The organism is Rhodococcus sp. 3258, from assembly GCF_031456475.1.
GTDB classification, from domain to species: domain Bacteria; phylum Actinomycetota; class Actinomycetes; order Mycobacteriales; family Mycobacteriaceae; genus Rhodococcoides; species Rhodococcoides fascians.
In genome coordinates, this window is the sequence record NZ_JAVDUT010000001.1 from 1,108,362 (window position 1) to 1,131,945 (window position 23,584).

Here is a 23,584-nt window from a genome sequence, read left to right on the forward strand (position 1 = left end):
TGACTGAAGGGACAGTTGGTACTTCCTCACTATGACCTATCCGATTCAGACATTCCACACCAGGCGATCTCGATTCGATGACGTTCGCATATCGAACAAAACCGGTCGGGCCGAATGACATTCGTGTGATTCGGCCGACGCTCACCGATCGACGGGCCGGGCCCGGCGCGCCCACTCGCTAGGTTTCGCTGGTCGAAGAAGAGGGGAACCACAACCCTGCGGATCGGCCGCGCCCTACGTAGGGTTGAGGAAAAGCGAGGCTACGGAGGCACATGGATCCCGAAGTGCAGCACGAACCGAGCGAGATCACCTACGACGAAAAGTTCTACCCGGCTCGGCCGAAACCGCTTCGTCCGTCCGTGCGTCGTGCGAACCGAAGTAGTGGTCCCACACCGGACAGCGAGCCGGTCGCGTCCAATCCCGAGTACGTGGACTGGCTCACCGAACAGTCGATGCTGCGAGATGCCAAGCTCATTGCCGAACAGCTGTCGGGCAAGGGCAGCATGTGGCAGAACCCGTATGCCGATCCCGATCCGCGTGCTGCCGTCGAGCGAGCACCCGTCTGGTTCACCGCCTACCCCATCTCGGTGATCAACGCTCCGCAGACCAGCTTCCTGAGCACCCTCGGTGACGAGAAGTTGTGGCAGGCGTTCTCCGAGATCGGCGTCACCGCCGTGCATACCGGACCGGTGAAAGTGGCGGGCGGCATCCACGGGTGGCGTCCCACCCCGTCCGTCGACGGCCACTTCGACCGCATCGGTATGCAGATCGACCCCGCCTTCGGCTCGGAAGAAGAGTTCCGACGCCTGTGCGTCGTGGCCTCCGCGTACGACGGCATCGTCATCGACGACATCGTTCCCGGCCACACCGGTAAGGGTGCGGACTTCCGGCTGGCCGAGATGGCCGTCGCCGACTACCCCGGCATCTACCACATGGTCGAGATCGAGCCGCAGGACTGGCACCTGCTCCCCCGTGTGCGCGCCGGTGCCGACTCGCAGAACATCGACGCCGAGGCCGAGGCCAATCTCGCTCGCGCCGGCTACATCATCGGTCAGCTGCAGCGAGTGATCTTCTATGAGCTCGGCGTCAAGGAAACCAACTGGAGCGCAACACCTCCCGTCGTCGGCATCGACGGCGTCGAGCGGCGTTGGGTGTACCTGCACTACTTCAAGGCCGGTCAGCCGTCCATCAACTGGCTCGACCCATCGTTCGCGGGCATGCGCCTCGTCATCGGCGACGCCTGCCATTCCATCGCCGATCTCGGTGCCGGTGCCCTGCGCCTGGACGCCAACGGTTTCCTCGGCGTCGAACGTCGTGCAGAGGGTCCGGGTTGGTCCGAGGGGCACCCACTCTCGGAGGCCGCGAATCACCTGATCGCCAGTGTGGTGCGCAAGATGGGCGGGTTCACCTTCCAGGAGTTGAACCTGACGATCGACGACATCAAGGCGATGGGTACCAACGGTGCCGACCTGTCGTACGACTTCATCAACCGCCCGGCCTACCAGCATGCGTTGGTCATGGGGAACACCGAATTCCTCAGGCTCACCATGACTTTGGCTCGCGATCACGGTGTGGACACCGCGTCGCTGGTGCACGCGCTGCAGAACCACGACGAGATGACGTTCGAGCTCATCCACTTCGCGACACTGCACGCAGAAGACGAGTTCGCCTACGGCGGCGAGTCGGTCAAGGGCTGCGACCTGGGCGATCGCATCCGCGGTGAACTCACCGATCGCCTCACCGGCCGCTGGGCACCGTACAACCGAACGTTCACCACCAACGGAATCGCCTGCACCACAGCCAGTGTGATCACCGCGTCGCTCGGCATCCGCGATCTCGATCGGATGGACGAGCAGGACATCGAGACCGTCAAACGAGCGCACCTGCTGCTCGCCATGTACAACGCACTCCAGCCCGGCGTGTTCGCACTGTCCGGCTGGGACTTGCTGGGCATCCTTCCGATCGCCGCCGACGAGGTCGAGGATCTCATCAAAGAGGGCGACACTCGCTGGCTCAACCGCGGCGCACACGACCTGATGGGGTATTTCCCCGACGCCGTGCGCTCGGAATCGGGCATTCCCCGTGGACGCAGCCTGTATGGGTCGCTACCGGAGCAGTTGGCCGACCCGCAGTCGTTCGCTCGGCAGCTGGCTCGAATCATCGAGCTGCGCAACAAGTACGGAATTGCCACGGCGCAGCAGATCGACATTCCGACGGTCTCGCACAAGAGCCTGCTGGTGATGGTGCACGAACTCGGCCAGGGCACCATCCAGGCCACGGTGCTGAACTTCTCGTCCGACGAGATCAGCGCAACCATTCAGTCCAAGCACCTGGTGCCCGGCACCTGCGCCATCGATGTGTTCGACGACAACGAGATCGCGACGGTCGACGAACTGCACAGTTTCCCGATGAACCTCGGTCCGTACGAGGGCGTCGCGGTGGTGCTGCGGTGAGAGAGACGACGCAGCACCGCTGACGGATAGACTCCTGCACCGTGGCCGTAGAACCGAACGATCCGACAGCAGGCCGGCCTCGGCCTGCCCGCCCGCAACCACCGCGGCCGGAGCTGTCCGTCGATCCTCTTCGGCCACGACAGGAATCCACCGCAGACTCCCGTCTGCCGAAGATCGCGACCGGACTGTGGGCGGTGACCGCCGCATTGATCCTGGCGCTGGCCGCCGTCATCGCGCTGAACTGGAACGTCGTTCTTTCGGGCGTCGAAACCGCCGTGGCTCAGCAGGATTCGACGGCAAGCGCCGCAGACGTCCGGAACACGGCGTCGGCCACCCTCATCTCGAGCGGTGCTGCCGCCGCCGTGCTGGTACTACTCGGGTTCGTCTCGTTGAACCTGCTCCGCGGCGCAGCCACGTCGTCCAAAGTCTTGATGGGCGCGGTAGGAATTCTGACCATCGGGGCGGCCGTCACGTTCTCGACCTTCGTCTCCGACGCCTCGGCCCTGCTCGGCGGCGTGCTGCAATGGGGTCCGTTCGTCGTGGCAGGCGCTGCCGCAGCCGCCACGGTCGTCGCGCTGCTACCTCGACGCCCCTCACGTCAGTGAGGCGAGAATCCCTTCGGCACTACGTGCGGCGAGGGCACACGAATTCGACGTGAACCGGTCCAGAAGCGGATGCTCCGAGAGGGATCGCCACTTACGCACCGCAGCCAGTGCCGTGTCGCGCTGCTGAGTGTGCCCCGCATCGGGCGGCAGATCGAGACGCTCGGTGGCGGCGATACCGAAGCCGCCGATGATTCGCTGCAGATCGAGCAGTCCTCCGTCGGGCAATGTCGGTGTGACCGAACGCAATCGGCCGAGCAACCGTAGTTCGGCAAACCCGTGCACGTCGGCGAGCATCCTGCCGGCTTCGGTACGCAGCGCATGCGACTCCGGCCGGAACTCCAGAATTCGTTGTAGCGCAACCAGAGCCGAGTGCAGCTTCAGCTGATCCGCACGCTGGCCGAATTGCACGTCGATCACCGATCGAAGTTCGGACAGTCCACTGCGCTCGACCAGGTCGGCCGCCAGTGTCGGCGAATCACGCACACCGAGCCGAATCAGCGTCACGGCCATCCGAATCCCGAACAAGCCGAAGCGGTCGACAATGCTGGCGCGCAGGGCGGCATCGACGGGCAGAGTGCTCTCCGCCCGCACGAACCGATCGGCCGAAAGCATCGCCAGCTGCAGATCCTCGGTCGGTACCGTCGCGAGCATCTGGAATGCGGCGAACTCGCTCTGCCGCAACGTCTCTGCTCCCAACGCCAACAGCCCTGCCACCGGGACGACGGCCTGGCACAGTCCGGTGGCTTCGAGCTCGGACGCGAACCGGGCCGCGACCTCCTTGGCCGACATCATCGCGTCCATGCGGCCCGAGCCGACCTCGTCCGCCCGGGAGACCACCCCGATTACCCCCAGTGGCCCGGAATCACCTCCGACGTGTGCCCCGATCTGCCCGAGAAACGAGACGTCCGTGGCATTGAGGGTGCGCAGCAGGTAGACCACCGCGTCGGCCCCCGACGACGAATTCTCGGGGGTCAGCATCGCCAACGTGCGCGCCGAGACATCGCGAGAGAGCGACGAGGTGCCGGGTGTGTCGATGATCGTCGTCTGCGCCAAAGTACTTGCCGGCCATTCGACGTCGAGGCGATCGACCTGCGCCGCCGTCAACGCACCGAGATCGAACGTCAGCCGCCCGTCGCGTCGTTGCACCGGAACGTTCGCCGCCCGATCGCCGTCGTACCAGGCCGTCACACTGGGTGAGACGCCATTGCGATACCACGTGACGACCTTGGTGCATTCGGTGGCGTCGGTCGGCGCAATATCCTGCCCGACAAGCGAATTGAGCAGAGTGGACTTGCCTGCCTTGAGCGATCCCGCGAGCGCGACCCGGAGCGGCTCGTCCAAACGGTAGAGACATTCGTCGAGCATCCAGGACGCCTCGGCGTCGCCGGCGTACGTCGACCGCGCTGCCGAGATCAGATCGCGCGCTCGGGCCAGTGCCGTCACGCTCATACTGCGACGTCCTTCACCAGACGCGTTGCGCGAGCATTCAATTCCGAGACAAGTCGCATGTCGTTCTCCAGCTTCGCGATCCGGGCGGTGCGATCGGTGTTGTCGGCGGCAGCGGCTTCCTGCGCCGAGCGCAACGACTCGTTGAGCGAACGCAAGGTCTGCTCGGCGATCGAGGTGAAGTGATCTCGCAGCACCCGCTGAATCTGACGCAGCCGATCCTTCGACTCCTTGCCCACCTGGAAGCTGACGTCGTCGGTGAAGCGGCGAATCGCCATCTTGGCCTCGGAACGACGAGCCTTGACGCGATTCTCCTTGTCTTCCTTGTACGCCTTGGTGCCGAGCAGTACGCCTGCTCCGATCGAGATCGGATTGAGCAGACTCAGCCCGACGAACGTAGTGATCAGACCGAACATCAGTACGCCGCCGTAGGATCCACGCATTCCGACCAGAACCTTCTGCGTGATACCCACCCGTCCCGACTCCAGATCGGCCAGGGACGTCACGGGCTCGAGCACATTGTCGAGATCGCCGAGATCGAGATCGGGCAGGGCCGCCGCGCCGGACGACGCGAAGTGCTCGGCCACCAACTCCGACAACCACAGCGCCCGCTCGTGCGCCCACACGAAATTGTCGCCCACCGACGCGGCAATCTGCTCTTCGAGCCATTCGCCCAGTTGCGGCCAGTCCTTCCCCGGATCCCCCTCGTCGACGGTTTCCTCGGCCTCCCGAGTGACGCGTCGCAGTCGGTCGCGCAGGTCGTGATCGATGTCCGACGCGAGATCGGCGATTCCGTCACCGAGCGTCTGTTGCCACTGCGAGGACCTCTTGTGCAGTTCCTCGGCGGCGGACTTGGCGCGCTGGAGCCCGGCGACTGCGGCGGCCGCGCGCTCCGGATCCTTCAGCGCCGCAAGCTCACTGCCGAACGACAGTGTCAGGTGCTCGGTCACCGAGCGGACATCGAGGGATACCGATGCGCGAGCCAGCACGTCGGCTCGTGCCACCACGTCGTCGCGCAGAAATGCGTACAGCTGCTGGAAGCCGGATTCGGCATTGAGTTCCTCGTCATTCAAACGCACTGCGTGCGAACGCAACAACGACGACACCGGCAGCATCTGCACGGTGATGCCTGCACGGTCCAGGTGCGCACGGTTGGCCTCGACGATCTGCCGCCAATGGGGATACAGATCGATCTTGGTGATCAGCACCGCCACAGCCGGGCACAGACCCTGCACCTGCCGCAGGAACGCCAATTCCGGCTCGGTGAATTCACGAGAGGCATCGGACACGACGAGCACGGCATCGGCCGACGGAATCAGACCCAATGTCCCTGCCGCATGAGGGTTTCCGTGGCCACCGACTCCCGGCGTGTCGACCAGCACCAGGCCGTCGGCGAGCAGTGGGCTCGGTACCGCGATGTCCAGCCGCAGCACCTCCCGGCCCTGAGCCCGGGGACTCGCCGGAGTCACCGTGGTGATCTCTTCGAGCGGTACGTCGACCCGAATCGGTTCGTCACCGGGATTCGCGAGCACGAGCTGCGCGGAGAAGCTGTCCGCGTTGGACACCACCGTCGGAATCGCGGTGGTCTCGTCGTCGCCCACCGAGCACACCGTCAGATTCAGCAGCGAATTCACGAACTGGCTCTTGCCCTGTTTGAGGGGTCCGACCACGATGATACGACGGCGAGGGTCGAGCACACGCGACTTCGCTGCCTCGACTCGATCGACCAGATCGGATCGTCCCGCCGATGTCGCTACCTCCGCGGTGCGATCGAGCAGCTCGGCCAGTTCCGTAGATTGCCCGTCCATACCTGTGTCTCCACAACCCATCTCGTCGACTCCCGCGAACCCAACTCGTCCCGCAGGCCGCATTCCCAAACTCTAGCGACGACTCGGCCCCGAGTGTCGTTGAACACTCGGGGCCGACTCGTCACTTCGTCACCTGATCACAGGCAACGCGATCAGGGGTTCAGCGGGTCGATGTCGTGGTCGACGGTCAGCGAGTGGCCCAGCGAATCTGCTGCCGAATCGACCGATCCGTGCAGGTTGCCGCCGGTCTCGCCGAACAGGTCCGTGCTGCTCTCGCTCTGTCCGAAGACATCGGAGTCGACGCTCGACCAGCCCGTGCCCGATGCGTTCGCGCTGGAATCGAAGGAGCTCGCAGACTCGAAAGATCCCTCGGCTCCGGACTGCACTGCACCGGTGACCTGGCCACCGAGCTGCGCGGCGGAGTCAAACCCGCCGGCCACGGAACCCGCAGCGTCCGCACCAGCATCCAAACCCCCGCTCACAGTGGAGGCCAGTCCGCCGCCGATCGAGCCGCCGGCATCCAGTCCGCCGCCGATGTTCGACGCGATCTCGCCGCCCACCGAGGTTCCCGCGTCGACGACGCCGCCCACGGTGCCCTCGAGTCCTCCGGTGACGTTTCCGGCCAGGTCACCCGCGGCGGAACCGGCGAGGTCACCTGCCGATTCGAGTCCTGCACCGACCTGGGTACCGGCGTCGATTCCGCCGTTCACAGCGCCGGTCAGAGTGCCTTCCAGTCCGGCACCGACCTGCGCGGCCGCGTCGATTCCGCCGTCGACGGCACCGGTGAGGGTGCCTTCCAGTCCTGCACCGGCCTGCGCTGCCGCGTCGATACCGGTCGAGACACCGCCCTCGACTCCACCTGCAACACCGCCTGCGATTCCGCCGCCGAGGCTGCCGAGTCCGGCCAGTCCGCCGGTCAGGCTCGTGCCCGCGTCGACGAGCCCGTTCAGTCCACCGGCCACGTCGCCGCCGACGTTGCCGACCGCCGCGAGGCCGCCGGTCACATCTGCTCCTGCGCTGCCGACGGCCGCGAGGCCACCGGTGATACCTGCGCCGACGCTGCCGACTCCGGCGAGGCCGCCCGTCAGGCCGCCGCCGAGGCCACCGAGTCCGGCCAGGCCGCCGGTGAGGTCTCCGCCGACGTTGCCGAGTCCGGCGAGGCCGCCGGTCAGGCCGCCGCCGAGGCCACCGAGTCCGGAGAGGGTGCCTTCCACGGTGCCGGTGAGATCGGCACCTGCGGACACGGCCGTGTCGACCGCACCGGCCAGCTGAGCGCTGAGATCTGCACTCGCGCCGAGTGCGGCTCCGAGGTCGAGTGTGGCTCCGGCGTCGACGATTGCTTCGACGGCCGTGCCGAGCTGTGCACCGGCAGCGCCGCCCACACCGAACGCGGTTCCGAGAATTCCTTCGAGGCTGCCCGTGACTCCGCCGGTCAGCGCGCCGGTGATTCCGCCGGTCAGCTCACCCGTCAGCTCACCCGCCAGTTCGCCGGTGATGCTGCCACCGATGCCCAGACCGGCGCCGAGGGTTCCCTCGATGGCGGTGTCGATGGCCGTGGCCAGGTTTCCGACGACTCCGGCGTCGAGATCGAGGACGCCGCCCAGGGCACCGCTGACGACCGTGCCGATGTTGCCGCCGGCTGCGAGGAGTGCGTCCACGTCGATGTCAGCGAGGGCACCGGCGTCGAGTACTGCACCGAGTGCGGTTCCGATGGATCCTGCGATGGCACCGTCGACGGCGAAGAGTCCGCCGAGGCTGCCACCGATGCCACCGGCGATGTCGCCGACGAGCGCGGCTCCGGCTTCGGCGGATCCGCTCAGGGCTGCTGCGATGTCTGCGGTGAGGTCCGCACCGACCGTTCCGAGCCCGGCGAGAGCGCCGCCGATGCCTGCGGTCAGCGCGGTGCCGAGGCCGCCGACGATGTCCAGTCCGGCTCCGGCGTCGAGCACGGATTCGAAGACGCCACCGACGGCAGCGCCCAGTTCGGCTCCGACGGTTCCGCCGACTGCGAAGAGGGCACCGAGTGCGCCGGACAGTCCGCCCTGGATGTCGGCCAGCGCGGCGAGGTCGACTGCGCCGGTGGCACCGATCGCGGCGTCGAGGGCTGCCTGCAGCTGCGCTGCCAGGTCGGCGCTGATCTCGCCGCCGATGCCTGCGCCTGCTCCGATGAGTCCGGTGAGCGCAGCGCCGAGTCCGACCGTGCCGCCGAGAAGGCCGTCGAGGTCCAGATCGATTCCGCCACCGAGTCCGCCGCCGATGCCCGCACCGGCACCGATGAGTGCGTCGAGAGCGCCACCGAATGCGGTGCCGAGTTCGAGGCCGATCTGGCCACCGACGGCCAGAGCTGCAGCGAGAGCTGCCTGGAGCGACGCTTCGATCTCGCCCGCCACGTCGATTCCACCGGTCAGCGCGCCACCTGCGGCGAGCCCGCCGGCGGCTACCGCTCCTGCGGCAATGCCGAGTCCGGCCGACAGTCCGCCGCCGAGGCTCGCGCCTCCGGCGAGTGCGCCGTCGAGGCCTGCGGATCCGCCTGCACCCAGGATGGCGGAGAGCTGGCTGCCCGCACCGGCGAACAGTCCCGACTCGGCAACCAAGGGGGCCACCGCGACGATGTCCGCGTGGGTGACGCCGCCGAGGCCGGCAGCGGCCAACGTCGTCTCGGGGTTGGCGCAGTAGGCAGCAGCGGCGTTGTCGTCGCGCAGCAGGCCGAGAATGAAATCGAGTACGGCGTTGGTAGCCATGTGAGTCTCCTTGACGAGTGATGCTTCGTGGTTGATCACAAAGCTATGGTCCGAAGAGCCCCCGCCCAACGGGGACGATCCCCCTACTCCCCCGGGGGTCGCCAGGGGACTTGCATTAGGGGATCTGAGCGCTTTAGGGGATTTACCTCGTTGCACGCTCTAACCTGCTGTGAGACGTAACGAATCGGGGCACCGAGCCGACAGTGCGGGTAACGGCGGTGGGAACCAGGGCAGTGCGACAAGAAGGTGGCGGCAGATGAACGCAGGGCTCGGCATACGGATCGGAACTGTGACGGCTGTTGCCGCCCTGGACACCGACCCGGTGACCTCGGTGGTCAAGCGTTCGGCCCTCGATCTTCGTCCCGGTGCGGCCCCCAGTCTCGCCGACCTGTGGGACCGCTCGACGCGCCATCTCATCAGTGGGTTCGCCGATCGCGTCGGTGACCCCGTCGAACTGATCGACGACGACGGCCGCAGTCACCGCGCCGAGGACCTGTACGCCACCGCCACTCGTGCCCTCGTCGCCGACGTCTCCGCCGGTGTCGACTCCTCCCCCTCCGTGGTGGTCACCCACCCCACACGCTGGACCGCCTACACCGTCGAGGTGCTCGGCGAGGCGCTCGATCGCGCAGGCCTGACCGACGTCACGCTCGTTCCCGAGTCGGTCGCCACGATGCGCTGGCTCGAAGTCACCCGTGGAACCCAGTCCGACGGTCTCGCGGTCGTCTACGACCTCGGCGCGACGGCTCTCGACGTCACGCTGATGCGGACCGGGTCCGACGCAGGCGTCGTCGGAACCGGCGTTCATTCGCAGGAGTTCGGCGGCGCTCAGTTCGACCACGAGATCATGCAGTACGTGCTCGACACCGTCTCGGGCAGTCAGTCGTTCGAGTTCGATCCCTTCGATCCCGACACCGTCGGTGCATTGGTCGAATTGCGCGCCCGCTGCGGCGAGGCCAAGGAACAGTTGTCCTACGACACCTCCACGTCGCTGACGGTGGACCTACCGGGGCTGCACACCGAAGTACGACTGGTGCGCTCGGAGATCGAAGACCTCGTTCGCGCATCGCTGCTGGCCTCCATCGGCGTCGTGCGTGACGCGGTCGCGGCCGCAGGCCTCGAGGTCACCGACATCGATCAGGTGGTGCTGACCGGCGGCAGCTCGGCCATCCCGCTCGTCGCCGAGCTCGTCTCGACCGAACTGCGAGTACCGGTCGTGGCCGGGCCGCGCCCCGAACTGACCGTCGCGATCGGAGCCGCAATCCTCGGCAGCGACATCGCCGACGCCACCGCCGCGGACGACGCAGCAGCATTGGCTGCGGTTCCCGCCGCGACCGCCGTTGCCGCGCCGATGCCCCGTCCTACCCCGCGTCCCGCCCCGACCCCGACGGCAGTGGCGTCGGAATCGGGAATGTCCGGACGGAAGAAGGCCGGCCTGGTCGCCGGATCCGTCGTCGTGCTGGCCCTTCTCGCGGGCGGCGGACTGTCGGTCGGAACGGCCCTCACCTCGGACAACACCACTCCGGCCGAATCCAACGCCGAGATCTCGAGCACCGAGACTCCCGGCAGCACGGCCGCGGTGGCAGAAGTCGGGTCCACGACCGGGCCGACCGGTTCTGCAGCAGTCGGGTCCACGGGTGCACCCACCACGGTGATCAACGCCGACGGCAGTGTCACCCAGATCGATCCGGCCACCGGGGCTCCTGTTGCCGGGGCACCCGTCGCCGGAGCGCCGGCCGCTGTCCCCGGCCAGAACGGGGCCGCCACCGTGCCGACCATCCCGTCGATCGCCGCACCGACGGTGCCCAACTACCAGCCTCCGGCCGTGCAGGTCCCGCAAGCACCGCAGTTCACGCCACAACCGCTACCGACGTACCAGGGCCCGACCCTCGGCGACGTCGGGCAGGGCGTCGGGCAGGGCCTCGGCGGTGTTGTCGGAGGTGTGGGTCAGGGCCTGGGTGACGGACTCGGCGGGGTCGTCGGCGGCCTGACCGGTCGATAGACCGACCGTGGCCAACAGCCCATCCGCTCTCGTCGGCGTCGAGCGCGCCGATCGATTCGTTCGTGACGCGTCGTCGAGTACCGGTGTGCATGTTGTCGTCGGGGTGAACGGCTCCGGTCGCTCCGCGGTGCTCGGTGCGGTCGCGGCCGCCGCGACGACGGTGCATGCAGGCACTGTCACCGATGCGCCATCGGGTGCGACGGTTCTGGTCGACGACGCCCATCTGTTGCCGGATCACCGCGTGGACGAGATCGCCGCTGCGGCAACCCGTTCGGACATCACGCTGGTTCTCGCCACGGCCCCGCGCCGATACGATTCCCGGATCGAGAAGCTCGTTGCGTCCGCCGGTGCCGCCCGTCTCACGCTGGTGCCGTTGGACAAGACCTCGATCGCAACGCGGGCAGCCGCCGTCGCTCGGCCGATCTCCGCGTCGCTGGCGAGCGCGATCGCGAAGTCCACCGGAGGGCTTCTCGTCGCCGTCGACGCGGCACTGGCCGCACTCGGGGGCGAACGGTCCGATCCGACTCCGCTGCGTGCGGTCACCGAATCCGTTGCCGAGCAGCATCGCCGACTGCTCGTCGATACCACCGACGACACCCGCGCCGTGCTGCTCGCGGCTCGCTTCGGCGTCGTCCCGGACCCGGTCACGGCGGCGCAGCTCGTGACGCGGCCGGCCGACGCGGAGACGGTCGTCGATATCGCCTGCAGCTCCGGTCTTCTCGACGCCACGGGCGCGTTGATTCCGTCCGCCGAAGGTCCCCTGACCGAGATGATCGGGGAGCGTCGATGCCGGGTGCTGCTCGACCGCATCACCGAGGTTGCGGCGGAATCCGGTCTGCTCGACGCCTCGTCCGCGCGAGTGTTGGCGGCGCACGGGGTCGTACGCGCAGACCTTGCCGATTTCCTTGCTGGACAGGGTGATTCGACTTCCCTAGAGTCCGCTGGCCAGCTGTACGACGCGGCAGCAGCGGCGGGATTCGACCCGTCGGCGCTCGCGGCCCGCCGGGCGGAGGTGGCCGCCGCGACCGGACACCTCGACGAGGCAGGCCGTCGCGCCGACGAGATCCTCGACGCGGCCACCGATCACACGCAGGTCGATCTACGCACGGCAGTCAGGGTCTCGGCGTCGGTCGCCGCGCAGCGCGGAATGGTCTCGCGCAGTGCGCAATTGTTCGCCTGGCTCGGGACGGATCGACTCGGGACCGATGCGGTGTGGGCTGCCTTGTCGGCCGCTGCCGCAGGCGACCGCTCTGCTGCCGACCGCGCACTGAGTGTCGTGGCGTCGCTGGCACCGACGTCGAGTACGGCGTCGGGTGCGTTGCTCGTCGACGGGGTCCTCGGTTCGATCGACTCACGCAGCGCTGCGGCGTCGAGTGCGGCGACGAACGCGCTGATGCGCGCGGTCACGTTGACGGCCGCGCCGTCCGATCGTTGGTGCGCTCCGGATTCGGCAGCCGCGGTGGCCGCTCTGCATGCGGTGCACTGCGGTGATCTCGCCCGCGTCGACTCCGTCATCGCTCGTGCCCTACCCGAACTGCGGCCGGGATCCGAGGCCCACACGCGGCTCGTTCTCATCGGCAGCTGGGCGGCCATGCTGCGAGGAGACGCCGCGCAGGCCTGCCACCTGGTCGACCCCCTCGAGATCCCCGACTCGCACGTGCGCAATCACCTGTTCCTGCACGGCATTCGAGTGGGGTTGGCCCGCAGGTCCGGGGACGCCGGATCTCTCGTCACGGCGTGGACCCAGGCGCAGAACGTCGTCGCCGCGTACTCGATCGACCTGTTCTCGCTCTTGCCCCTCGGCGAATTGGTGCTGGCCGCAACACGAGTGGGCCAGTTCGATCGCGTCGAGCACCTCGTGTCGCAGGCCACGACGCTGCTCGCCGCGTTGGGCGATCCGCCGGTCTGGGCCTCGGCGCTGCATTGGTATCAGGTGCAGGCCGCCATCGTGGCGCAGACGCCCGAAGCCCTGGTGCCGCACGCGAAGGCCCTCGCGTCCGCCGCTCCGACGCACCCGTACAGCTCCGCACTCGCCGCGGCGGGGCGGGCGTGGCTCGGTGTTCTACAGGGCAGGCCCGACGCCGCCGAGGTCGAACTCTCGGCGCGCACCCTCTCCGCGTTCGGCCTGCCGTGGGACGGTGCCCGGTTGGCGAGCGAGGCCGCGCTGACCGTCGCCGACACCGCCACGGCCACCTCGTTACTGCACATCGCCCGGTCGTTGCGTCAGCCCAGCTCGCATCAACGGGAGACCGACGGGACGACGCCGCAGCCGTCGGGATCTCTGAGCGAACGCGAGGCCGAGGTGGCCGAACTACTGGTTCTCGGCGTCACGTACCGCGAGGTGGGCAGCCGGCTCTACATCTCCCCGAAAACCGTCGAACATCATGTGGCTCGCATTCGCCGCAGGCTCGGAGCCGGGTCGCGCTCGGAACTGATCTCGATGCTGCGGGCGATGGGCTACGGAACATCGACCACCTGACCTCGGCACGCTGATGCCCCCTACTGCGGGTGTAACTGTGTGAGGATCCGAAGCGACATAACGACCGAACATCGACTCCGAGCCCAGGACAGGTAGATATCCCCATGACCGAGCAGCCCGCATGACCGAGCAGCCCGGCGGGGCGAGTATCGGCGCACCGGACGTCGGCCTCTATCTGGACGACGACCAGGCCGTTGCGGCCGTGTCGCACCCCATCGCGCCCGGCCCCTCCCTGCATCTGGCGTCTCTGCACTCGACCGTGCTCAACACTCACCCCGACGGCACCGTCTCACTCGGTGACGCCACCGACAACGACTCCGAGGCGTACACGCACTTCCTCGACGCGCTCGGCGACGGCGTCACCGGGAGCCGGGGCACCGTCTTCCCCGCCGAACAGCTGACGTCGATGGCGCTGCTCTGCCTGCTCACCGAGGTGGCGTCGTCGATCGATCTGCGCCCCGGCGATCTCGCTGCGGCCGCCACCTACCCGGCCCGCTGGACCGCCGAGCAGGTGTCCGCCCTGCGTGCGGCCATGAACGGGCACGGGTTGGCGCACGTTGCGCTCGTATCGGAAGAGGAGGCGCTGGCCGCCTGGAACTCGTCGATGCGAGCAACCATGGAGAAGAAGGACACCGCCGTCGCCGCGGCTCGTGGTGCAGCGATTCTGGCTGCCCGGTACCCGGTCGACGCTGTCACCGAACGCCTCGCCGTCGTCGGCGCACCGACCCGCGCCGACCGTCGCCCCCTGTTCACCGCCCCACTTTTCGCCGCCGCGGCGTTCGCGGCGGCGCTGACGGTCGGTGCCGGTGTGATCGCATTGCAGCTCGGCACATCCTCCGAGACTCCGGTGCCCACCATCGAGAACGCTCAGGTGGCGCCCCCGACGACGACGTCGGGGTTCCGGCCGGGTGGGCCGATCGACTTCCCCACCGCCGTCGTCGAACCGGCGGTCGAACTCGTCCCCGCCGTCCCACAGGTGCCGGTCACCACGCCGGAGACCACGACCACGGCGATCGACCCGACCGGAAACCGACGCTCCGAACGCGACGCCGCCGAGGTCGACACGCGACCCGCCGTCGACGTTCCGGAAGACACCGAGACCGAGGACCCCACCACGACACCGCCGACCGACGACGAACCGGTCGGTCCCGAGCTGCCCGGCGACGAACCCGCCGACGACACCGCGACGAAGCCCACCCCCGACGAGAACGCCGACGACACCCAGGCCGGACGTCTCGCTCCCCAGGATCGAGCTCCGGCCGGAGCCACGACGGGCGGCACTCCATGACCGGTGCCGGGCATCTCGGAATCACGATCGGCAACACCAGGTCCGTTGCGGTGTATCGCGACTCGACCGCGTTCGAACCCACCGTCGTCGTGCTGCCGACGACACTGAGGTTCGACGACGACGGCCGCGCCCATCTCGGAGAGTCCGTCGACACTGCGCCGTTCACTCGCTTCGTCGATCTGGTCGGCAAGCAAGAAGATCTCGAACCCGACGCCGACGCGTATCGCGCCGAGGATCTGATGGCCAACGCCGCGAACTGCCTCGTGAGCATGTTCTCCGAGACGTCCGAATCGGCGTCCACGCTCGTCACGACGATGACGTATCCGACGCGATGGCCCCGCGAGAACATCGCTCTGCTGCGCGACGCCCTCGATCACACCGGTCTCACCGACGTCGCACTGGTTCCCGAGGCCAAGGCCGCGAGCGCGTTCGCGCAACCGAGCCCGGGGGCAGCCGTCACGGTGATCGACATCGGTGCCACCGGCACCGACATCTCGACGTATCCGGGCGGCGGCACCGAGCGCACCACCGCTGTCGGCGGCGACGTGTTCACCGATGCCCTGTTCGATCACGTCGTGACCGATCGCGAACACCTCGACCTGTCCGACGCCGCAGTTCTGGCTTCTCTCACCGGTGTCGTCGCGTCCTGCGAGCAGGCGAAACACACGTTGAGCACCGCGGACGTCGCCACGATCGCGGTGGAGCTGCCCGGCGTCTCGGATACGACGACGGTCACCCGCGCCGAGTTCGCAGACCTGATCGCGCCGACGTTGGGCCTGCTCGACGTACCGTCGACCGGCACGGTCGTGCTCACCGGCGGCAGTGCTGCCCTACCTTCGGTGGTCGCGGACATCGGCGAGCGCACCGCAGGCGCGCTGCTCGTCGAGCCGCTCGCTGCGGCTCGCGGCGCACTGAACATCGCCGAGATCGAGGACGTCGACGGCAACTCGTTGGTGACCGGCGCAGCGCCGGTGGTCACTCGCAACGACGGCACGGACTCGCTCGACACCGACGCGATCCCGGTGGTCGCTCCGCCGCCGCCCCTCGCGTTCTCCGAGGCGATACCGGCGGTGGCACCGGTGTTCGGCCCGTCCCAGCTGCGCTCGGAGCCCATCGTTCCGGCCGGAGATCCCGACGGTTCCGACACCGCGACCCAGCAGCACGCCGCAACCGCGTTCGCCGGTGAGGCGACCGAGAACAAGAAGGAACGCAGCGAGCGCTCGCGCACCGTCACCACGATCATCGCCGGTGCCGGTGCGGGCGTGGTCATCGTTCTCGTCATCGCAGCCCTGAGTGGGGTGTTCAGCAGCGGACCCGCCACGACACCGCCCACCGTCACCGACGCCGGATCACCGGTCACCACCTCCGCGCGGGTGCCGTCTACCGCACCGACCACGACGACGGTGCCCGCGGCTGCTCCCGAGGTGGTGCAGGAGCCGACGGCCGAGGAGTACACCCCGCCTCAGCCCGCGCCCCTGCCTGCGCCGCCGCCCGCTCCGGTACCGGCCCCTGCTCCGGCTCCGGCACCGGTGGTCACGACACCGCCCCTTGCGGTGACCACCCCTCCGGAAACCACGACGCCGGCGGAAACGACGACTTCCGCCACGACAACGACCACGACGACCACCACAACGACCGCTGAAGTTCCCTGACCAGGGCGAACACTGGTTCGGTGACGCATGCCCTAGGGTGGGGCGCTGATGCCAAGCACCCGATGAAGGGATTTCATGCGTAACTCCGGGGCTCTGCGTACTGCAGTGCTGTGCTCGACGGCTTTCGTACTTCTTGCTTCGTTCTCCGGAACAGCGGCAGCCGAACCTGTGGTTCAGTCGCCCGCCGATCAGCTTCCGCGAGAGCTCGTCGAAGCCGTGCAGCGAGATCTGAAGATCTCCCCGCATGAATACCTCGATCGTGCGGCGCGTGCGCAGGAGCTGTCGGCCTACGCGTCGGACTTCCGTGCGAGCCGACCCGCCGATTTCGCCGGTGCCTGGATCGGGCCCGACGGTAATGCCGTCGTCGCCGTCACCTCTCCCGCAGCCGCGCAGGCCGTCGCCAAGGACGGCTATGCCACCGCGCAGTCGCCGGTGTCCGCGGACGGGCTGGAGAAGTCGCTGGCAGATCTGAACACGTGGATCGCCGGCCTCCCGCGTGAGATCTCGGAGCAGATCAACGGCACAGCCATCGACTTCATCGACAACCAGATCGTGCTGAATGTGGCGAACAGTCCGATCGGCAAGGCCCTGAACCTGCCGACCCTGCTGGCCAACATCAAGGTGATGCTCTCCCCCGGTGGCAACAAGCCGGCCGACCCGGCACCGATGGGCGGCGACACGTATGTCACCACCGCCGGGCCGATTGCCGACGCACCGCCGACCGAGATCAGCATCTGCTCGTTCGGCTTCAATGCCGTCGACGCCGACGGCAGCGCCGTCAATCTGACTGCGGGACACTGCAATCCGAACAAGGCCACGGGCGCCGGCGGAGCACCGGTGTACCTGCCCGATCCGGCCGACATCGCGCGCAGCTCCCAGATCGGCTCGTTCGATCGCTCCAGCCTGGGAGCGCCGGACGGCCTCGACTGGTCGGTCATCGGCCTCGACGCCGCCGGACAGAAGGCCGGGCTGGACCGTCCCACCGTTCGCGGGGCCAACGGCAGCACCGTCACCGTCACCGGAACGGCATCCCCCGTCATCGGCGCACCCGTCTGCAAATCCGGGCAGTCGTCGTCGTTCACGTGCGGAGTGGTGGCCGCCGATCGCGTCGAGACGCAGCTCTTCATGGAGGACGGCACGTCGCGCACCGTGCGCGGCTTCGCCAGCACCGCATGCACATTGGCCGGTGACAGCGGCGGGGCCATCGTCACCGGCACGCTGGCACTCGGCATCACCAGCGGATCCAACAGCGGTGGAGCACCCGACTGCACCGAGGCGAACCTCGCGCTGGCGCAGTTCGGCGGCACCGCCAGCCTGGGCATTCCCATCGATCAGGTCACGAGCGCGACCGGAGCTACTGTCCGAACCGGGTAAAGCGGTACGCACGAGGCCTCCGACCCCCTATAGTTCGTGTGCGAAGTGAACGGCATCACATCGTTCGATGCCCGGGGGGAAGGTCGTTATGCGTCGCCGTGCGTGTGCACTATCGGTCACTGCTGTCTCGTTGCTCTTCATGACGGTGGTATCCACTCCCACTGCCGTTGCGGCACCGCCCGAACCGGCGTCACTGGCCGACGCTGTGGCACGCGATCTCGGGCTCAGCCCTCAGCAGTTTCTCGACCGCGCCGACACAGCGCGCCAGTTGGCCGAGTTCACCGCCGCCGTCGGCCCGGCGGTCCGTGGCCATCTCGACGCGGCCGGGCTGCCGGTCGTCGCGGTCGCCGACGGACCGTCCCACGCGGATGTGGTCGACGCGGCGACGGCCGCCGGATTCGTGATCGACCGGGCTGTATTCGACATCCCGGCCCCCGTCCTCGATGCCTTCGGTCCGCTCCTCGACCGGGTGCCGTTCGATCCCTCGCTCACCGCAGGGCCCATTCGTGCCAGTTCGTATCTCGGCGGCGACAGCTTTCTCGCCGGCACCCCGGCCGGGGCCGGTCTGCGTTGCTCGTTGGGCTTCAACGCAATCGACCCGACGCGTGGTGCCGTCAACATCACTGCAGGACACTGTGATCCGGGCGAGTCGAGCACAGGGTCCGCCGTCACGACGGGTGCGTACCCCATGTACGGCAGCCTCGTCGGCTCCAAGTTCGGCTCGTTCTATCGAACCAGCCGGGCGCACAACGACTATGCGCTCATCGACATCGACGACGGCAACATCGGGGAATTCGAGAGCAACGCGATGCGAGTTCCCGGGTCCGGCCCACTGCTGATCACCGGCACGGTGGATCCGGTCGTCGGCGCGCCGGTCTGCAAATCCGGAGCCACCACCGGATTCAGTTGCGGCACAATCCTGTCGACGGGCCAGCACGTCACCATGGGCGGCAATGTCCTGGACCGCAGCTTCTCCACGTCGATCTGCGCGCTGCGCGGCGACAGCGGTGGCCCCATCGTCAGTGGCACGCTCGCCGTGGGCATCGCGAACGCGTCGAACGTGGGCGATCAACCCTCGTGCGAGATCGCGACCGTCGTCAGCATGCTGCAGGGTCAGCGCCCGGAACTGTTCGCGACGCCGATCAACGACATTCTCGCCGAGAACCCGGGCCTGACGGTCCGTACGTCGTAGGCCGGCGGGTCAGTTCTGTTGTTCCAGCAGAACCGATCCCGACGGCGTGTCCTCCACGACGGACGGTGTCCCGTCCGATTCGTACACCGACACCCAGTCCACATCCACGTTCGCGACGTCGGGTGTTCCCGCCAGGCCGCATTCTCCGACACCCCAGGATTCGAGCTTGGTGCACGCGCCCGCCTGGGCCTGGATGCCCAACCACATCGGCTTGTCCGGGATGGATGCTCCCAGTGGTGTTCGCGCCCAGACTTTTCCGTTGACCAGATACCTGATCTGCTCGGGGTCCCATTCCACTCCGACGGTCTGCCAGTCGTTGGTGTCCAACTGCAGATTCGCCTGTGAGAAGTGACGGTCTCCTTCTGCACCGCTCCAGTGCAGGAACGACGACATCGTCTGTCTGGTCCCGTCGGCGCTCTCGGCGATGTCGATCTCCGGCGGCCACACCTCGTCGGCGGGCCACAGCAGAATGTGGTAGCTGATCTCGTCGGATCGGTCCGCACGCAGCCGCACGTCCCACTTGCCATACCTCTGTGACACAGGCGAATTCGAGACGCCGCCGGTCACCCAGCGGCCGTCCTTCTGCTCGGCGCGCAGCCGGAGTGCGCCACCGGTGACCGAGGCCTGTTCGTACTCCCACCAGCTGGCCGGGTCGCCTCCGGGTTGGCCGTAGTACGCACCCCAGTCGTCACCGAGATCGCACCGGTCGAAATCGTCGACAAAGGTTTGCCGCCACCCCGGCAGGTCCTCCCGGGGCACGGCTTCACCCGACATGACGTCGTCCGCCATGGGGTCGCACCGTTCGCTGCTGACCAACGCGGGTCCGGGTCCGCTCGACTGCGCACTGGACACCGTCGTCGCCACGACCAGTAGGGCCACCGACAGGCCGCGTCCGATTCTCACTCCCAGATCGCGATCTGTTGGAACCGCACGATCACGACCACTGCGGCCAGGAGCAACAACACGATCAGTGTCGCGGAGAGCACCACTGCGCGGTTGATGCGTCCGTTGCCGCCGCGCCCGATCGCTCCGTCGGAGGGCACCTCGCGTTCGCGCAGTACCGACGAGACGATCAGCGCCGCGAACAGGGCACCGAATGCGAGGAAGCCGAGCCACAGATCTGTCATTTGAGCACCACCGGTGGGGTGGACGCATTCTGCAGAATGGTCAGGTCGGCGGTTTCGACAACCACGCGATACTCGTCGGATCCGACCAGCATGCCCAGCTGTTGGTCGACGACCGATTGCGAATATCCGTACTGCAGGTAGATCTGCGCCGACGATTGTCGAGTGGTGAACACGAAGTCGGGGTTCTCCTTTCGGACGCACCCGCTGAGATCGTCGAGGCACTCGAACGATTCCATGGTCGCCACTCTGACGTCGTCGAAGTAGCGTGCGGACACCAGCCCGGCCGCCGTTCCGATGACCATGATTTCCGAGCCCTGCGGAACCGACCGCATCAATGCGTCTCCGTATCGGATCTGATCCTCGTCGGTGTGCTCGAACGAGGTGTTCAACCCGCGAGTTGCCGTCAGTATCAAGGCAATTCCGAGGATTGCCGCGGTCGCGGCGACGGTGCGCGACCAGTGCCGAGGCTGGGCCGATCGACCCGTGAACCGTCGAATGATCGCGAAGGTGCGCACCAACGCGTCCGCGGCGTAGGGCGCGATGAACGGCGACGCCAGCACGAAGCACCGGATCACCACCTCACCGCCGTAGCTCTGCACCAGCACCAAACCGAAGGGCACCATGCAGAGCAAGCCGCCGATGAGCCACGTCTTGCGTCGGCGGTAGGTCAGCCAACCGGCGAACGCGAACATCAACAGCGCGCCCGACGCCGCCAACCGCAGATACTGCATCTTCTGATACAGCGGATCGGCACCGATCCGGTCGCTGACGCCGCCCTGCACCGCGCCCGACACCTGTCCCACATCGCCGAGCACGTACGCGAGGTGGCCCTTCCAGTAGTCGACGGCTCCGTAACTGAACCAGGCCACGAACAGCGCGACCGCGAACAGCCACAGCAGTCGGTACCGCGTGGTTCCGGTGAGCGAGAACAGGAACAGCGCCGCGATCAACACGATGGGCGTGAGCTGGTGAGTGATGACGATCGCCGCGATCATGACGATCATCAGCGCCTCGATCGCGAGGGTGCGGCCGGCACCGACACCGGGAACCGTGCCCAGAGTTCGCCGCGGCACCGTGACGATCCACCGACGCCACGACCGAGGGGCCGGCGGCAGGGGCGCACTGCGCAACTGCCACAGCAGCAAGGCGCAGATGGTCAGGTACAGCATGGTCGCCGTCGGCTGCGGCGCGAAGTAGTCCTGCTGGTACCAGTTGAACGACAGGTAGAGGATCACCGCGATCCACGCCACGCGCCTGCGCCCGGTCAGCGACAGCGCGATCGAGTACAGCGGCAACATGGTCACGCCGCCGTAGAAGAGCGGAGCCCACAGCAGCATCGGAGACAGGTCCGACAGCGCGCCGGCACCCGACATATGTGCTCCGGCAGAGAAGAATCCGGCCCAACTGAATCGCGCGTCCGACGGCGGTGGCAGACCCTGCAATGACGCGATGATGTCGATCAGCCCGCGATGGGTGTACGCCGTCGGGATCGACGTGACGCCGTCGGCCAACGACACGTACATCGTGGTGAACATGATCAGAGCGAGACCGGCCGCGCCGAGTACCACCGGGTCGAGTCGGGCCCGCGAGAGCGCCACGGCGATCACGGCCGCCACGATGGCCAGCGCGACGAGGTAGCTGAAGCCGATGTGGGTGATGACGCCCAACGCCCCGGACGCCTGCGGCCTGAGCACCTTCGTGGCGTGAGCGAACAGCACGACGGCGACGGCCACCGCGCCGAGCAGGACGTACCGGGTCACCACCGCAGTCCGGTCCGGGCGCGGTCGGGGCACCGCAGGCACCAACGTTCGCGACGCCCACAGAATGAGCGCGGCGGACACCGCACAGATGTAGAGCTGCACCGTCACCGGACGCAGATTCCCGGTGACGACCTCGGCCTGCGCGATGATCAGCATCGTCGCGAACGAGATCGAGACCGTCACCGAACCGACCAGTGCCGGCTGTCGGAGGCGCAGCAGCACCGCGATGGGTGCCCCGGGCAACAACGTCACGGCGGCGACGACCACGGCGACCCGCAGCCCGTTGGGTACCGCACCCGCGTGATCGGATCCGGCGAGGATGGCCAGCAGCGTCGACGCGATGGCGACCGCTGCGGCAGCGAACAGCAGCGCCTGCGCCCCGCGGTAGCTCGAGTCGGGACGCGTCGGATCGGCTCGACCTACCGCGTCCTCGGGTGCGTCGGCGGTGTCGGTGATCGTCACGAATTGATCCCGGTGCCGCGAACCGTGATGGCCTTGACGTACAGGAACGGCCCGCACAGGTAGCCGTAGAGCTCGGTGAGCTTGAGGTCGCGAGGCATCGGCGGAGCCCCGTCCGCGAAGCGGTTCTCCTCGGGCGCGAGAAGCATGCGGAATGCGGTCGGGAGCCGGCCGAGCAGTGCGCGGGCCGGAGCTCCGCCGTCGAGGAAGAGTTTGGTGACGATGGCGGCCATTCCGCTTCCGTACCCGAACATCTGCTCGCGCAACGCTTCGTGATCGGCTCGATGATGATGGCCGACGACGGCTGTCGGGTCGTAGACGATCGTTCCCCCGCGCAGTACCGCTCGTCGGAAGAGCTCGAGGTCCTCACCGCCTTTGGTGGGCGTGCCCGGTCCGATCCTCTCGTCGAATCCCGCGAGCGAGTCGAAGGCAGTCTTTCGGAACGACATGTTGTTGCCGCTGCCCATCTCCCCGGCCGTGTAGGGGAACAGTGCTGCGGTGCCGCGTGCACCCAGTTCTTCGTCGATCGATCCGGTCGGCGCGAGGGTCCAGACCGTGCGCGTCGATCCCTTCTCGAACAGCCCCGATTCCTCGAACCACCGCTGCTGATCGGTCTCGACCGCCAGTCCGACGACCCGTCCGGTCACCCCGGCCACGACACCGTCTCGGTCTGCCGCGTACACCTGCGCCACGGCGGCGAGCCACTGCGAATCCGGTTCGGCGTCGTCGTCGGTGAAAGCGATCACGCGGCCCGACGCGTGCCGGGCACCGGTGTTTCTGGCTCGCGAGACCCCGCGGCGCGGCTCACGCACGACGATGCAGCGGGGATCGTCGATCGACCTCAACGCGTCGTCCACCCGTCCCGACGTGGGTGCGTTGTCCACCACCACGATCTCCACGGCCGGATAGGACTGCGCGAGCACGGCCTCGACCGTGCCCGACAGCGACGGCCTGCCCACGGTTCCCACGACGACGGTGATGAGGTCGCCGTCGACGAACGGCTCTGCCGCGCGCAGGGGTTCCGGCGACCGTCTGGGTGCGAGGACCCAGCCGGCCCCGGCCAGGGTCGCGGTCGCAGTCGCGGCAAGAACGGCAACGCCGACCCGCTGCGGGGTGCGGCGGCGCGGGACGCCGGGGGCCATGTGGTCGAGCATCAAGAACTCCGATTCGGTACGAGCGTGTGCGTGCGGATGCCCCG

The 23,584-nt window shown here is 67.8% G+C and carries 15 protein-coding genes; 8 read left to right on the plus strand and 7 right to left on the minus strand.

All coding sequences use genetic code 11. The features are described from left to right. The first annotated feature begins 272 nt into the window (after window positions 1-272). Entirely contained in the window at window positions 273-2,453 is a 2,181-nt protein-coding gene (gene treS, locus J2X62_RS05140) for a maltose alpha-D-glucosyltransferase (RefSeq protein WP_027495653.1), read from the plus strand. A 41-nt stretch (window positions 2,454-2,494) separates the two neighbouring features. Next, window positions 2,495-3,058, plus strand: coding sequence for a hypothetical protein (locus tag J2X62_RS05145; protein WP_027495652.1), 564 nt, complete (start codon window positions 2,495-2,497; stop codon window positions 3,056-3,058). Here the strand turns inward: J2X62_RS05145 and J2X62_RS05150 are convergent. The 3 genes from J2X62_RS05150 to J2X62_RS05160 all read right to left on the minus strand — a co-directional run bounded on the left by J2X62_RS05150 (window position 3,047) and on the right by J2X62_RS05160 (window position 9,053). Next, on the minus strand, window positions 3,047-4,507 hold the full coding sequence (locus tag J2X62_RS05150) for a dynamin family protein (protein ID WP_027495651.1): 1,461 nt from the start codon (window positions 4,505-4,507) through the stop codon (window positions 3,047-3,049). The two genes, J2X62_RS05145 and J2X62_RS05150, sit on opposite strands and share 12 nt — an antisense overlap. Continuing rightward, complete coding sequence (locus J2X62_RS05155) at window positions 4,504-6,312, minus strand: dynamin family protein (protein ID WP_310178216.1); 1,809 nt, start codon at window positions 6,310-6,312, stop codon at window positions 4,504-4,506. Before J2X62_RS05155 ends, J2X62_RS05150 begins: the two co-directional genes overlap by 4 nt. A gap of 152 nt (window positions 6,313-6,464) precedes the next feature. Further along, window positions 6,465-9,053: an IniB N-terminal domain-containing protein gene (locus tag J2X62_RS05160; RefSeq protein ID WP_310178219.1), complete on the minus strand. Its 2,589-nt coding sequence runs from the start codon at window positions 9,051-9,053 to the stop codon at window positions 6,465-6,467. A gap of 256 nt (window positions 9,054-9,309) precedes the next feature. Here J2X62_RS05160 and J2X62_RS05165 point away from each other — a divergent pair, with 256 nt between their 5' ends. The 6 genes from J2X62_RS05165 (at window position 9,310) to J2X62_RS05190 (ending at window position 19,040) form a co-directional block, all read left to right on the plus strand. After that, complete coding sequence (locus J2X62_RS05165) at window positions 9,310-11,055, plus strand: Hsp70 family protein (protein WP_310178222.1); 1,746 nt, start codon at window positions 9,310-9,312, stop codon at window positions 11,053-11,055. Window positions 11,056-11,062: 7 nt separating this feature from the next. Continuing rightward, window positions 11,063-13,534 carry a helix-turn-helix transcriptional regulator gene (locus J2X62_RS05170; protein WP_310178225.1) on the plus strand — a complete coding sequence of 824 codons (2,472 nt, stop codon included), beginning with the start codon at window positions 11,063-11,065 and terminating at the stop codon, window positions 13,532-13,534. A 121-nt stretch (window positions 13,535-13,655) separates the two neighbouring features. Continuing rightward, on the plus strand, window positions 13,656-14,822 hold the full coding sequence (locus tag J2X62_RS05175; protein ID WP_310178226.1) for a hypothetical protein: 1,167 nt from the start codon (window positions 13,656-13,658) through the stop codon (window positions 14,820-14,822). Further along, a complete protein-coding gene (locus tag J2X62_RS05180) occupies window positions 14,819-16,474 on the plus strand; it encodes an Hsp70 family protein (RefSeq protein ID WP_310178229.1) in 1,656 nt (551 codons plus the stop codon). Before J2X62_RS05175 ends, J2X62_RS05180 begins: the two co-directional genes overlap by 4 nt. A gap of 75 nt (window positions 16,475-16,549) precedes the next feature. After that, on the plus strand, window positions 16,550-17,848 hold the full coding sequence (locus J2X62_RS05185; protein ID WP_310178232.1) for a S1 family peptidase: 1,299 nt from the start codon (window positions 16,550-16,552) through the stop codon (window positions 17,846-17,848). A gap of 139 nt (window positions 17,849-17,987) precedes the next feature. Then, on the plus strand, window positions 17,988-19,040 hold the full coding sequence (locus J2X62_RS05190; RefSeq protein WP_310178235.1) for a S1 family peptidase: 1,053 nt from the start codon (window positions 17,988-17,990) through the stop codon (window positions 19,038-19,040). A 9-nt stretch (window positions 19,041-19,049) separates the two neighbouring features. Here J2X62_RS05190 and J2X62_RS05195 read toward each other — a convergent pair whose 3' ends face one another. From J2X62_RS05195 to J2X62_RS05210, 4 genes are read right to left on the minus strand one after another with little or no spacing between them, the layout of a single operon-like run. Next, a complete protein-coding gene (locus J2X62_RS05195) occupies window positions 19,050-19,943 on the minus strand; it encodes a glycoside hydrolase family 16 protein (RefSeq protein WP_310178238.1) in 894 nt (297 codons plus the stop codon). Beyond that, window positions 19,940-20,167: a hypothetical protein gene (locus J2X62_RS05200; RefSeq protein WP_032371870.1), complete on the minus strand. Its 228-nt coding sequence runs from the start codon at window positions 20,165-20,167 to the stop codon at window positions 19,940-19,942. The genes J2X62_RS05195 and J2X62_RS05200 overlap by 4 nt, the downstream gene beginning before the upstream one ends. Beyond that, window positions 20,164-22,389: a serine/threonine protein kinase gene (locus J2X62_RS05205; protein ID WP_310178243.1), complete on the minus strand. Its 2,226-nt coding sequence runs from the start codon at window positions 22,387-22,389 to the stop codon at window positions 20,164-20,166. Before J2X62_RS05205 ends, J2X62_RS05200 begins: the two co-directional genes overlap by 4 nt. Beyond that, window positions 22,386-23,528, minus strand: a complete 1,143-nt coding sequence (locus tag J2X62_RS05210; RefSeq protein WP_310178247.1) for a glycosyltransferase — start codon at window positions 23,526-23,528, stop codon at window positions 22,386-22,388. The genes J2X62_RS05205 and J2X62_RS05210 overlap by 4 nt, the downstream gene beginning before the upstream one ends. Window positions 23,529-23,584: the final 56 nt, after the last annotated feature.